Consider the following 12,978-nt stretch of genomic DNA (forward strand, 5'->3'; position numbering starts at 1 on the left):
CCCATCAATACACATCCCAAAAGATGTTGAACTGCCCGGTCAGCTGCTCGCTCGACTGCAGCTCGAGCTTCCAGCGCGGCGCGAAGCGGTAGTCGATCTTGAAGACGTTGAATCCCTCCCCCTCTTCGGCGCCCAGACGTAGCGAATACGACACGAAAATCTCCTCAGTGAGATAAGTGCCGACTTGGACGCGGGCGTCGCGGAAGCCCTCTTGGCCCGGCTGGACACGGACGACGTCGAGCGGAAGGGTGCCGGCGAGCTGCTGCTGGAGCAGGCTGGCGAAGATACCGCTCGCGGCCCCCAGGGCGAGGCCGGAGACGCGCGATTCCTCACCTGCGCCCGCCTGGCCGGGGGGGCGCCCGGTCATCAGCACGAAGATAATCTCGGTTTCACTCAACAGCGGGTCACTCTCGAAGACGAGCTTGGGTTCCTGCGCGCGGCCGGTGACGCGCACGATGACGCGCGGCTCGCCTTCGCTGGGCTCGCCAATCTCCTCGGTGATCTCGCGCGGGAGGTAGTTTAGCGCGCGAATGTCGAGCACTGGATTGGGCGGCGAGGCGCCGGTGAAGCGCACCGCGTTCTCCTGCTCCGGCACCTCGAACTCTTTGCCGAGGAGCTCGGCGTTGCCGCGAACCGTGTCGACGGTGCCCAGCATGCTCACGCGCGGGCCGGCAAGGTTGACGGTGACGTCGGCGGTAAACTCGACGTTGGCGATGGGGTGGCGCAGCCAGCTTCCGCGGTCGGCGACAAACCGAATCTGCAGGGGCGTCTTGTCCTCTTCTTCTGCTTCAGGCTGCTCGAGCAGGTTCTCCAGGTCGAGCACCTGGTTCTGGTCGGTGTGGCGTTTGAGCACCACGATTTCTTCGTCGAGCTCGGTGGGGTGCAGGTCGCCACCCTCGTCTTCGGGAATCGTGACCTCCAGCTCCTTGGCGTGGGCGCGAATTCTGTCGGCCTCACCGGTGAAGTCGCCGTCGACGTCGATCGTCGAGGTCACGTAGGCGGCGAAGCCTTCTGCGAAGCCGCCGAAGTTAAACTCCTTTGACTTGATCGTCGCCTCGAGCTCGGTGGGCGTGAATCCTTCGAGGTTCAGCGTGCCGTCGGCGCGCACCCAGCTGTCACCTTCGGCCACATTGAGCTTCTTGATGGCGACTCGCTCGCGAGTGGCCTGAACATTGAGGTCGATGTCCGTAAATCGACGCCCGTAAACGGGCAGGGTCACCGCGCCATCTTCAATCAGCACGTTGCCGAGGATGCGAGGTTGCTCCCAGGTGCCGTTGATGTCGACGTCGATCTCGAGCAGACCTTCAGGGTCACTCACATACTGATCCACGAGCTCCCCGGGCACCAGCGTGGCGAGTTGAATCGGGTCGCTCTTGATTCGAGCCTGAATCTGCCCCTCGTCGAGCACGCTGGCTCCTCGGGCCAGCGCCAGGATATCGGTGGTGATCGGTACGTCCGCCTCGGCGGTCATGACTTGGTTGTACCTTCGGCATACGAAAGCATCGGCTTTGAGCCGGCCGTTTTCGGCGCTGAAGCTCACCGCGATGCTGCCCGTTTGGCCGCGCGCCATCTCCGTGTCGAAGAGCCCGGCGCGCCCGTCGATGTCGGGCTCGCTCAAGGTTCCGCTGACAGTCGCGTAACCTGCGAGCACCCCTTTGTAGCGCGCAAACGAGTAGTCGATGGCCTGCAGCTTGGAAATCGGAACTTTGTTGAGCTGCACGGTCAGGTCGATCGGCAAGTCAGCCAGCGGCTGGTCGCCCACGATGGTCTCGGTGGGCAACGGAAATTTGCCGCTGGCGACGAAGATTTCGTCGGCATCCCATTCGAAGCGGAGCTGATCGATGTGCACCATTTGGTCGCGCAAGCGCAACTCGGTGGCCACATAGATGTCGCGGTACTGCTCCCAGCCGAAGTCGTCGGCGCGAAGCTCGAGGTTGAGGCGCGGGTCCGAAAACGTGCCGGCCCCGTCGATGTCGACCACGATATCGCCCTCGGCGTCGGCCTCGGCGAAGCTCTCGAGGGGGACTTCGCCCAGGTCGAGGTTCGAAACCTCCAACGACAGCTTGAACGGGAGTTGGGCAAGCGCCTTGTCCCAGTCGGGCGTGGGGCGTGTCTCGTCGAGGGTGCGACGCACCCAGTCAGCCAGCGGCATCGGCGTCGACGCGCGCGCTTCGACCACCGGTTCGCCGCGCCACACGAGTCGGTAGCGCGCATCAATGCCGCCCCGGCCTCCGGAGGGAGGGGTGTAATCGGCTTTCAGCGAGGTGGTGACCTGCTCGATCTCCAAGTATTCCCCGCCGATATCACCTGCAAAGCCGATATTATCCCCGGACAATTGCACTTGGATACGCGGATTTTGAATGGTGCCGGCGAGGTACAAGTTTGCGAAGATGGTGCCCGCCGCGTTGTACTCCTCGAGCACGGGCAGTGGCTCGTAGAACTCCTGGAGTGTCAGCGTCGGCACACGCATCTGCAGGTCCATCTTCCGGTTGCGTGGGATGTCGACGTCGCCGCTCAGATTCAGGTCGAGCGGAAGCTCTCCGGAGGCAGCCAGTATCTTGGTGTCATACGCCGTCGCCGACAGTTCGGAGATGTTCAGCAAGCGGTTTCGGTAGGTAGCCAATAGTTTCGCCGACAGCGGTCCGTACCCCTCGTAGTACGCGTTGGTCACGTACAACTCGATATTGATGACGGGGTTGCGCGCGGTGCCTTCGATGCTCAGTTCGCCGTTCACCGTGGCCCGTACGGGAGGAATCATCTTCTCGAGGCCAAACTTCTCGCGAAGCTCGCCCACTTTGACGTTGCCGAGTTCGACGCGCAGGTCTTGCTTGCCGCGAGTGCGGAAGGTGCCCTCGACGGTCAAGAACTGATCGTCGGTCTCGAGTCGCAATTGGTCGAAGCGTACTCCGTCCTCGGTTAGCTCGACTTTGGCGCCCTCGGGGACGCTGAGCGTCGCCTCGGGCGTCTCCAGCTCGAACTGGCGCAGTTCGAATTCTTGGAAGTCGGCATCGGCCTTTCCGGCGGCCTCCAGCGAAATCGGACCCGTCTCCTTGCGTTCGGCGCGGGCGGTGATGTCGAACTGGCGATCCTCTCCGAGCTCGATCTCGGCCTGTAGGGACTCGAGTTGCTCTCCAGCCGCCTCCACTCCGGTGGCGTCGATTCCGACGCTGCCTTCGATCGAGGGCAAGTCACCGCTCAAGTCGAGACGGAGCCTCCCCTGTTGAATTTTGTTGTCACCGGCGCGCAGGTCGGTCACGTCGGCGGTCCCTTTGGCGGAGAACCTGCCGAGCTCGGGGCCTTCGGGCGTCTGGTCGACCTGCGCGGTACCCTCGAGGTCGACCTTGGCGCTGCCGACGCGGTTGTCTTGGAATCGCCCTCCGCGCAGGCTGCCTTGAATATCCCACGAGAAGGGGCTGCCGAGTCCGCGGCGGTCGAGTTCGGCCTGGATGTCGGCTGCCTGAATGTCGATTGACGGGGTGCTCAGTCGGTCGACGCGAACGTCCCAGCTGCTCGAAAGGCTTCGCAACGCACCAAGAAAGTCGTCGACCGGCAGCTGGAGCACGCCTTGGCCTTTGGCATCCACGGCGAGCGATTGCGCTGCAAAGTCGGGCAGGTCGACATTCGCGCCCCGAATATCGGCGCTGAATTCGACGAAGCGCGCATCGGGCTGGCCTTCGACAGGCCCGATGCGGGTAAAGACATCGCCGCGGCTCGAACCGATGGCGTTGTTCTCGAGCTGGAAGTCTTGCAGACGCCAGTCCGCCGTCAATTCTCCCCGCTCGACATATCCGAGGGGCGATTGGGCATCGAGGTCGAGTTTGCCTTCGCTGACGAGCCTGATTCGGGCGAATTTGGTGCTCAATTCTCCCTGTCCGAGCTGCTCGCTCAGTTGTCTCATCTCCTCGTTGGCGTCGACCTCGAGTTGGACGCGGTAGTCCCCGTCGAGCCCGAAAGAACCCGCGATCTCGGCGCGTCCATAAGGCGTAATCGTCTCGAATCGATCGACGCTGTAGGTGCCGTCTTTGGCGGCGGCCTTCAGGTACATCGCGTCGACGCGGTAGTCGTCGACCTGCGAATTCTCGAGCGCCACCCGTGCCTCGGCTGTCAGCTCCTCGGGGTTGATCCCTTCGCCGGCGGCCAAGAGCGCGCCAGTCAAGTCGACATTTCTTCCGCCCAGATCGATGCACCGAGAAGGGCGCAATTGCGAGAATACCGCCGCGGCGTCGTAGCGCGGCTGGGTGAAGTCATCGCCCGCGAATGCCGCCGTGCCCGCCAAGGTGGTCGACGGATCCGAGCCACAGCCGAAGCGCACCAGATAAACGAAGTCTTTGAGGGTGCCACCCACGCTCGCCGAGGCCGTTATCGGGCCGGTGATGGGCGCATCTGGAGCGATCGCGCCTACGAGTTCGTCGTCGACGTCGGCTCGGGCGACCTGGACGAAGAATTCGTCGATGCCCATGACGACTTTGTTGCCCAACTCGTCGGTGCGGGTCTGGAAGTCGACCGCAGCCGTGATGTCTCGAGCCGAAGCGAGCGAGCCGAGGCGGAGTGTGGCGAGTGTCGTCTCCAAGTGCCCCGCGGAACGCTGCAAGTCGAGGTTCTCGGCGACAAACTCGTGCGCCTGTTGGGTCGCGTCGGTGTGGACCTCCGCGGCGAGCCGCTCGAGTTTTCCGCTCAACGCGCTGCCGCCGTACGTGTTGAACGAGCCGCGCAGCTCCAATCCTGTCGCGGCGGCTGCGGAGAGTTGACCTTGTGTCGTCCCCGACAGAATGGACACGATTTGCTTCTGGAGATCCCCGATGCTCGCCTCGGGCTCGTCGAGGCGCTCGAGCCAGGCCTCGAGGTCGGCGCGTCGCTCCTCGGAGAGATTGGTCTCGGTCGCTTGGTCGTCGACCCAGACGAGCAGCCCGTCGTCGATGGCCGCTCGAGCAATGGAGGCCTGAAATTGCGACGGAGGCTTCTTCTCCTCGGGTTGGTCCTTGGTGAGGGTCGCCAGGTTGAGGGTGCCGTCGTCGTAGCGGCGCGCGACGACCAGCGGGCGCTCGACCGAGATTGACTCGATACGCAACTCGCTTTCGAGCAGCTGAAGCAGGTCATAATCGGCGCTGGCTTCGGGCACGCGGGCTGCGACGTTGCCTCGCGCGTCTCGCAGGATAACGCCGTAGAGCTCGGCGCCCCCCAATAGTCCACCTTCGATGCGATCGATCTCGAGTTCGCCTTCGAGTGAGCCGCGCGCCGCCGACAAAATCCGGTCTTTGAGGAAGCTCTTGCCCGCCCCGGTTTGCAAGTAAATCCAGGCACCGAGCAGCACAAGAACCAGGAGCCCGACGATGACGCCGAGTGTGATTCCTAGTCTTTTGAGCCACTTACGCATAAGGCAGAGCGTCGTCCAATAGAGTTACGGCTAGAACGAGTGGCCGATACCGATAAAGAAGCTGTAGTCGAGGTTGAGCTGTTGCTGGACGGGATCCCGCTCCACAGGCAAGAACTCACAATCACTGATCCCCGTTTGGGTCACTTCGTTTTGCACACGACTGGCTGGCCCACATGTGCGAAATCTCGGATCGTTGCTCAAGTCGTTCAAGGTCAGAGCGAAATCCGCGCGCACCGGGCCGACGGGCGTGAGCCAAAAGAATCCGCCGCCCGCAGAGGTGATCAAGGTCGAGGTCAAGTCGCCGAAGTCGGTGGTCTGCGTGCCCAACGCATCGCTGGCCGGGGTCGAATAGAAGAGCTGATCGTTGACGACGGTGGCGACGTCGTAGAACACCACACCCCACAGGGGGCCGATGTCGGCCAGGTTCTTGAACAGGCGAAACCGCGGCTCGAGGGATGCTTCTAGCAGCGTCAGTCCGCCGATGGGGATCACCTCGACCGTTTCGATGTCTCGCGGTCGCGACGGGTCGAAAGCGCCGACGCGAAACAACGACAGGTTGTTGCGCCCCAATCCTCGTAGGCTGTTGGCTCCACCGGCGTACAGTCGGTTTTCGATCGGCACCGGCTCGACACGATCGGTGTCCTCGGCCTCACCCTCGACGGGCTCACGATTGTAGATCGCTCCCACCCGAAACCGCCCCGCCAGTACCCATCTCGTAAACAGGTCGAAGGGGACATAGCCCTCGTTGCCCCACTGGACTTTCACAAATTTGAAGTCGCCGCCGAGCAAGTAGGAGCCGGCGTTCTGGATCGACAAGGCGGTGAAATAGCCTGCCTGCGGGTTGATCGGGCTGTCACGCAGATCGAGCGCGATACGCGGCTCGAGCCACTCGAGGAAGTACTCATCCTCGAAGTCCACCCCCAACTGCGGGGCGGTCAGCAGGGCGCTGCCGACGTTGGAGTACTTGTAGTAGGCGAGGTGGTAGTTCAGCCCGATGGTCAAGTCGTCGAAGAATCGTCGCTCGATCCCCAACGTGCCTTGTGGATTCCATACCGTGTAGCCGACCTCGATGGCGCGGCGGAGCCGCGCGGTTGCCCGCAGCGTGGTCTTCGGCTCGAGGAATTGCGGTTGGCGAAACTCGAGGCGGCTGTCGACGAAGATGCCCTCGTTGTCCGCCTCGGACTGACGGCCACCAAAGAGCAGCGGTCCGGCCGCGGTGGTCACATCACCTGTATTCGAGGCCCACGCATAGCCGAGGCTGTTGAAGTGCTCGAGTCGTCGCAGCCCGCCCAAGAAGTTGCGGCTCGACCAGTTGGCCTGGCCCTGAACGGCAGCGCGATTTGTCTCGATGGACACGCCGGCGCCGAGTTCGACGTTCCACATGCGAGCCTCTTTGAGGCGAATGATGATCGGGACGCTTTGTTCGAGCGCCACACGCGACTCGGCTTGCTCTTGAGCCGACGCCAGGACATCGGAGATGCCCAGTGGGCCGGGCACCTCGGCCTCGGCCTCCTGAATCTCCTCGATATCCTCTTCGACCTCGGGACCGACCTGTTCGAGGGGTTCTTCGACTTGCTGTGGACCCTCACGCGTGTCGTCGGGAATATCGGGGTAGACCTTCTCCGGCGGCTCCTCGTCTTCATCCTCGCCGAGCACGTCGAGCCCTTCGAGCTCTTCGCGGGTCACGCCCGCCTGCTCGAGCACCTCACCAGATGCCTGGTGGGCTGGCAGCACACTGACCAGGCTGAAGACCCCCATGTCGTAGATGTCTTGCTGGGCGTCTTCGAGTTGTTCGCCTGAATAGGCTTCACCCGGCTCGATTTCGATGGTGTTGCGCACGTATTCGGCGTCAATCTCATCGTTGCCGATGATGTAGATCTTGCCGAACTTCGCGCGCGGGCCCGGGTCGAGAAAGTAGAAGACCTGAGCTTCGTTGGTCTGAGGGTTGACCACGGCTCGGCCGCTGATCTCGGCGTAGGCATAACTGCGCTGGCGCAGGCGGTCGACGAGCTCTTTGCGAGTCGTCAGGTACGTCTCCTGGGTGAATACGTCGCCTTCATCGAGCGGCAATGACTTCAAGACCTGCTTTCGCGCCTTCACGTTCAACGGCTCGAGCCCCTCGATCTCGAGATCCTTGACGCGCGTGGGCTGACCTTCGGCAATCCGGATGCTGATACGCACAGCCCCCTTCTCGCGCGATTCGATAATATTCTCGCTGACGATGCGGGCGTTGAAGTAGCCGCGCATCTTATAGAACGTGCGGATGCGCTCGAGGTCGCGGCGCCATTGAATGCGGTTGAAGTACTGGGGCTCGGCCCCCAAAAGCGGCATCCACGAGATGGAAGTACGCCAGCCCGCGTCCTCCTGAGTCGCCAGGCCGTCTTTGATCGTGTCTGCGTCGAATTGCTCGGTGCCGGTGATCTCGAACGAGGCCACCCGCAGCTGAGTTCGTCCGGGGACGACCATGTCGCGCTTTGCCGCTTCGTCTCCCGCGCAACTCGTCACAAGGAGCAGCGCGCACGCAGCTAGCAGCAACCGCCTGAGCAGCGGTCGATACGGTTTGGGACCGGTTGTCACCATTAACGAAATCAATTGGTCAGTCGTGAATTGGCCGCGTCGCCCATCTATTTATCATCATCAAGAGGCAACGCTACGGCGAACCATCATGGTGGAGCCTAAGCACGATATGTCAAAAGTTCACCGACGTCACTTGTGGCTAGCAGGCGTCAAACGTATACAAAAAGGCCACCAACGTCACAGTTTCTTGTGCCGCCTCGATGGGCTATAACAGATGAAGAAGTAGACGTGATAGTGGAACTATTGCTGGAGAAACTGTGGATACTTTAAGCGCTCGTCTCATGGCCCCCTTGCGTTATCTGGCTGCACTTGTCTTGATGGTGGTGGTACTCGCCTCAGCGGCTCCGGCGTATGCCGATGGGCCGATGGGTCGGCAATTTGGACTCGGCTTGGCGTTGGGCAACCCGACGAGCTTCACCGGCAAATACCACCTGGGAGCCAAGCAAGCCTTGGATTTTCACGTGGGTGTCTTTCATGCTTATGGGCGAACCCGTTTCGACGACTCGCTCTTCTTAGGTGGTGATTACCTGTTCGAGGTGTGGAATTTTGTGGAGAACGGCACGGTCAGCGTTCCGTTCTATGCCGGACCCGGCGCGGCGCTCATCTTCGACGTCGATGACGACTATCGCTGCTACGACGAGGGACGCTGGCGCGACTGTGGGGACTACGATTTCGGTCTCGGCCCGCGCATGCCTATCGGGATCGGGGTGGAATTCCAGAAGGCGCCTTTCGAGCTCTTTTTGGAGTTGACCCCGACGATGTTGATCGTATTCCACGACCGATACCACGATGACGACGTCAGTATCGACTTGGATATCCCCAACTTCGCCCTGATCGGTCGGTTTTATTTCTAGGAACTCATGGACGGCGGCGACGACAATCCGAAGGAGCCGCGCTCTCGGACGCACCTGCGCGAGTTGGCGCAGGCGCGTGACTTTCTGACCAAAGTCATCGAGGCGAGCCCCGACGCGATCGTCGCCGCCGAGTGCACCGGCGACATCGTCCTGTTCAACGGCGCGGCCGAAGCCATTTTGGGCTGGAGCGCCGACGAAGCGGTCGGCATGCACGTTCGCAACCTCTACCCGCCGGGCGACGCCGAACGCATCATGGAGATGCTTCGCTCGCAGGAGCACGGCGGGCCCGGGCGCCTCGTGTCGCGTCGCGAGGTCGTCTGCAGCAAAGACGGCCGACAGATCCCCGTCGAGATTTCGGCGGGGATTGTCTATGAGGACGGGCGAGAGAAGGCCACCGTCGGCATCTTTACCGATCTGCGACAGCGCCTGGCGATGGAGGAGCGGCTCGAGGAGGCGACCGCCAGCCTCGAGCGTACCCGTCGCAAGGCGCTCTTGGCCGAGTTGGCCGGCGCGGCAGCTCACGAGCTCAACCAACCCTTGACCAGCTTGCTTGGCTACGCCGAGTTCGTCGCGGAGCGTCTCGCCGAAGACTCGACGCTGCAGCGGCCCGTCCAGATCATCATGCGCGAGGGGCAACGGATCGCCGAAATCGTGCGCAAGATCGGTCGAATCACCAGTTACCGCACCAAAGAGTATGTCGCCGGGGCCAAGATCGTCGACCTCGACGCTTCGCTGTTCGACAGCGATCCTGACTTCGACCCCTCCCTCTGGCTCGACTCCGAGCAAGGGGAGAGCGAAGAACCCTAATTTTCCGTCCGAGGATAACTCAACGAGAAGATGCCTACTGCCACACCCAAATCGGCTCCAGCGGACTCGACAAAGAAGAGCGCGCTGCAGACCGCCGTCGCAGTGATGATGCCTGCCCTCGATCAGGTGGCCGCCATCGTCGTGGTCCACGACGAACAAGGGTTTGTCGTGGCATGTAATCGTGCCTTCGAGCAACATACGGGTCTATCGACAGCGCAACTCGCCGGAGAGCGCCTCGAGGCGATCGGCGAGTTTTCATGCGACGAGCAAAGCCCGGGCGTTCTCGATGCGGTCCTCTTCGACGCGGACGGAGGCGAGGCCCTGGCTTTGAAACTTCGCGAGTGTTCCCTGGGGTTGGAAGCGGGGACCGCGCTCGTCGGGCATCCCGAACAGGCGTCTTTGAGCGAGCTTGAAGATCGTCTGGCTCAGGCTCAACGCTTGATGGACCTCGGACAACTCGCCACCGGAGTCGCTCACGAGCTCAAGAATCCGTTGACCAGCATTCTCAACTACGCTGACTACCTGCTCGACAAGTACCGCGGCCAGTTTTTCGAGAAGCGAGACGGTGAGCGCCTGCAGCGCATCGTCGACGGCGTCGAGCGGATGGATCGGTTCGTGCGCGACTTACTCCAACTGGCGCGTACCGACGAGACGCTGTCCTACGAGAGTGTCTCGGTCCACGAAGCTGTGCACAGTGCGGTGGGGCTCTGTGCGATCACCTTGGACTCGGCCACCATCAGCGTGACGAGCCGGCTCGAAGCCCCAGAGGCGCGTGTCTGCGGGGTGCGAAGTCAGCTCGAACAGGTATTCGTCAATCTGATTACCAACGGAGCCGACGCCATGCCTGCCGGCGGTGGCTCCATCGAAGTCGCTGTCGAAGCGTGCGATGGCACGGTGGTTTGCCGGATCACCGACGACGGGGAGGGGATGTCCGAGTCGACGCGCGAGCGTATCTTCGAGCCATTCTTCACCACCCGTGCGGAGTCTGACGGGACCGGTCTCGGGTTGGCGCTGGTCCGCACGATCGTCGACCGTCACGGCGGCGAGATTTGTGTCGAGTCGACGCCGGGGCAGGGCACCTCGTTCATCGTTACCTTACCACTGGCGGACTGAGGAGTTCTCTGTGATCGGTTGGTTGACAGCAGCAGTCATCATCTTGTTGGCGGCGCTCATCCTATGGGGGCTGCCGCGATTGGCCGCCGGCCGCAAGGTCGCCGCCCAAAGCGGGGAGCTGACCGAGGCGCTGGTCGTGCTCTCTCGAAGCCTCGGCTTGGAGCGCTGCGATCGACGCACCGTCTTTGGTGACATCGTCCATCGGCTCCGCGGGGAGTTCAACCGCCTGCGCGTCGACATGGAAGTGCAGGTGGGTCGAAGCTGTAGCTTCACCCGCATCACCATCGACTTTCCCCAGCCGCTCGACCAAGAATTGACCATCTTGAGCGACCGAAAGCCGGCGGTGCGAAACTGGCTGCTACGTCAAAAAGAGGTCGAGCTGGGCGTCGAGGAGTTCGACCGCGACTTTATCCTGCTCGCCCGTCACGAGCGGCGCCTGGAGGCAATTCTGTCGCCGGCGATCCGATTCCAGCTTCGACGGCTGATGGACAAGGTCGACAAACTCGAGGTCGGAGACCATGCGTTGCACGTGATGGTACTCGAGATGACCGAGCCAGACGCTGTCTCGGCTCTGCTCAAAAAGGCGCTGGAGACCGCCGAGCGTATTTACTCCACGGCCGTTCAGCTGGGCCCTTCGCCGTCGAAGGTCGAAGCGAGCGTCTATTCGCAGGCAGCTGCAGACATCTACAGCCGTGAAGAGGAGCCTGTCTCCGGTGAACCCTCGAGCTCCTCGTCGTCGACCGCCTCAGGCGAGACTTCATCGGGCTCCCGATCGCCCGCTTGATCGGCGTCCTCGGGGTCGTCCGCTTCCTGTGAGGTGACGGCTGCTTGTTTCGTCACTGCTTGCTTCGTCACTGATACGGCCGCCGCGCGCAGTACGCGATCTTCGTGGACGTAGCCGGGCCGGAAGCATTCGGCGACGCTGCCGGCCTCAAAGTCCTCGGTCTCCACGATGGTGACGGCTTCATGAACATTGGGGTCGAATGCGTCCCCGGGGCAGGGGCTCACAACTGCGATGCCGTGTTTTCCGAGCACGGACACGAGCTCCCGGTCGACCATCTCGAGGCCTTCACGCAGCGCGTCGATGTCAGCGGACTCACCCGATTCGGCGAGCGCTTGACCGAGCGCATCGAGGGCGGGCAGCAGATCGGCGGCAAAATCGAGGTGGCCGCGCGCTTCCACGTCGCTAAATTTTCGGCGCATGCGCTCCACGCGCTTTTCGTGCTCCGAGCGCAGTTGGCCGAGTTTTTGCTGACTCTGAGCCTGCAGGTCGGTCTGACGCCGGCGCGCCGTGACGGCGTACCAGGTGAATCCTGCGATGCCGATGGCGATGATTGCGAGCAATACTTCGATCAAGAAATCCTCCGCGGAGGCAGGTCGATGGACGGCGGTGTTTGTAGCTCAAAAAGAGCTGGCATAAAACTCTTGTTGACCTTGTTGACAGCGGTTGAGGGGCGTGCTAGATAATTCCGCCCACGGCGGCGTAGCCAAGTGGTAAGGCAAGGGCCTGCAAAGCCTTGATTCACCGGTTCGAATCCGGTCGCCGCCTCTAATATAAGCAAGTCGGAATGCGTGGTGTCGTCGACGGCATCACGCATTCTTTTTTCTTGCGAAATTCTTTGTGATCCGTCCCTGACGTAATCATTGACCCCGGGGGCGTTCGCATCTATCGTATTCTCGGCTCGCAGTTTGTCTTTACGTAAGCAGTGCAGGAGGCCAGAGCATGGAGCCGACGCGCAAGGTGATGATACTCGACGACAACATCCTCGATGTGATGGAGGTCGAGGAGTACCTTGAAGAAGGGGGATATCAAGTCGTCAAGCTGTCTTCGCCGAATGGCGTGCTGTCGAAGATCGACTACGAGCAGCCCGAGATTCTTCTGCTCGATATGCAGATGCCCCGTCTCAACATGGAAGAGCTGCTCGAAGAACTTCGCGGCTCGGTCGAGTACGAAGATTTGGTCATCGTGCTCTTCAGTGACATGGAAGCCGAGACGATGCAGCAGTACTGCATCAACAACGACATCAACGGATATTTCTGTAAGTCGATGGACGTCACCCAGATCGCTGACTTCCTCGACAACTTTTACGAGATCTGAGCCGACGCCCGGGGGCAGGCCGCCACAGCGTGGTCTGGCCGCCGAGAGCCCTCTCCACTCGCCTGCTCGGGGCTGATCGTTGCCCCGAACCGAACACTTCGCGCGGGGAGCGCTACCTACTACTCGCGTCGCGCAAAGCTCCCAACAGGGTACTT

8 protein-coding genes and 1 tRNA gene are annotated in these 12,978 nt (G+C 61.9%); 6 read left to right on the forward strand and 3 right to left on the reverse strand.

Annotated elements, in window-relative coordinates; translation table 11 throughout:
- Positions 1 to 4: 4 nt before the first annotated feature.
- Both FIV42_RS25925 and FIV42_RS25930 read right to left on the reverse strand, forming a co-directional pair.
- Positions 5 to 5,374, reverse strand: a complete 5,370-nt coding sequence (locus FIV42_RS25925; protein ID WP_141200500.1) for a translocation/assembly module TamB domain-containing protein — start codon at positions 5,372 to 5,374, stop codon at positions 5 to 7.
- Between the two features lie 30 nt (positions 5,375 to 5,404).
- Positions 5,405 to 7,954 carry a BamA/OMP85 family outer membrane protein gene (locus FIV42_RS25930; RefSeq protein WP_141200501.1) on the reverse strand — a complete coding sequence of 850 codons (2,550 nt, stop codon included), beginning with the start codon at positions 7,952 to 7,954 and terminating at the stop codon, positions 5,405 to 5,407.
- A gap of 254 nt (positions 7,955 to 8,208) precedes the next feature.
- Between FIV42_RS25930 and FIV42_RS25935 the strand changes: the two genes are divergently transcribed.
- Genes FIV42_RS25935 through FIV42_RS25950 form a run of 4 tightly spaced genes read left to right on the forward strand, consistent with a single transcriptional unit; the run spans position 8,209 to position 11,509 of the window.
- Positions 8,209 to 8,805, forward strand: a complete 597-nt coding sequence (locus FIV42_RS25935; protein WP_141200502.1) for a hypothetical protein — start codon at positions 8,209 to 8,211, stop codon at positions 8,803 to 8,805.
- A gap of 6 nt (positions 8,806 to 8,811) precedes the next feature.
- Complete coding sequence (locus FIV42_RS25940) at positions 8,812 to 9,612, forward strand: PAS domain S-box protein (RefSeq protein ID WP_141200503.1); 801 nt, start codon at positions 8,812 to 8,814, stop codon at positions 9,610 to 9,612.
- 30 nt (positions 9,613 to 9,642) lie between these two features.
- Complete coding sequence (locus FIV42_RS25945; RefSeq protein WP_141200504.1) at positions 9,643 to 10,725, forward strand: PAS domain-containing sensor histidine kinase; 1,083 nt, start codon at positions 9,643 to 9,645, stop codon at positions 10,723 to 10,725.
- A gap of 10 nt (positions 10,726 to 10,735) precedes the next feature.
- Positions 10,736 to 11,509, forward strand: coding sequence for a hypothetical protein (locus tag FIV42_RS25950; protein ID WP_141200505.1), 774 nt, complete (start codon positions 10,736 to 10,738; stop codon positions 11,507 to 11,509).
- Here the strand turns inward: FIV42_RS25950 and FIV42_RS25955 are convergent.
- A complete protein-coding gene (locus FIV42_RS25955; protein ID WP_141200506.1) occupies positions 11,410 to 12,081 on the reverse strand; it encodes a nucleotide exchange factor GrpE in 672 nt (223 codons plus the stop codon). The two genes, FIV42_RS25950 and FIV42_RS25955, sit on opposite strands and share 100 nt — an antisense overlap.
- A 121-nt stretch (positions 12,082 to 12,202) precedes the next feature.
- Between FIV42_RS25955 and FIV42_RS25960 the strand changes: the two genes are divergently transcribed.
- Both FIV42_RS25960 and FIV42_RS25965 read left to right on the forward strand, forming a co-directional pair.
- Positions 12,203 to 12,274 (forward strand) — tRNA-Cys (locus tag FIV42_RS25960).
- A gap of 174 nt (positions 12,275 to 12,448) precedes the next feature.
- Positions 12,449 to 12,823 (forward strand): response regulator, encoded by a 375-nt coding sequence (locus FIV42_RS25965; RefSeq protein WP_141200507.1) that lies wholly within the window; start codon positions 12,449 to 12,451, stop codon positions 12,821 to 12,823.
- The last annotated feature ends 155 nt before the right edge of the window (positions 12,824 to 12,978 follow it).

This window comes from Persicimonas caeni (assembly GCF_006517175.1).
Taxonomy (GTDB): domain Bacteria; phylum Myxococcota_A; class Bradymonadia; order Bradymonadales; family Bradymonadaceae; genus Persicimonas; species Persicimonas caeni.

Excerpts from the sequence above, each read along its gene's own strand:
- FIV42_RS25925 (WP_141200500.1), bottom strand. The coding sequence starts at position 5,374 with ATGCGTAAGTGGCTCAAAAGACTAGGAATCACACTCGGCGTCATCGTC.
- FIV42_RS25930 (WP_141200501.1), bottom strand. The coding sequence starts at position 7,954 with ATGGTGACAACCGGTCCCAAACCGTATCGACCGCTGCTCAGGCGGTTG.
- FIV42_RS25940 (WP_141200503.1), top strand. The coding sequence starts at position 8,812 with ATGGACGGCGGCGACGACAATCCGAAGGAGCCGCGCTCTCGGACGCAC.
- FIV42_RS25945 (WP_141200504.1), top strand. The coding sequence starts at position 9,643 with ATGCCTACTGCCACACCCAAATCGGCTCCAGCGGACTCGACAAAGAAG.
- FIV42_RS25965 (WP_141200507.1), top strand. The coding sequence starts at position 12,449 with ATGGAGCCGACGCGCAAGGTGATGATACTCGACGACAACATCCTCGAT.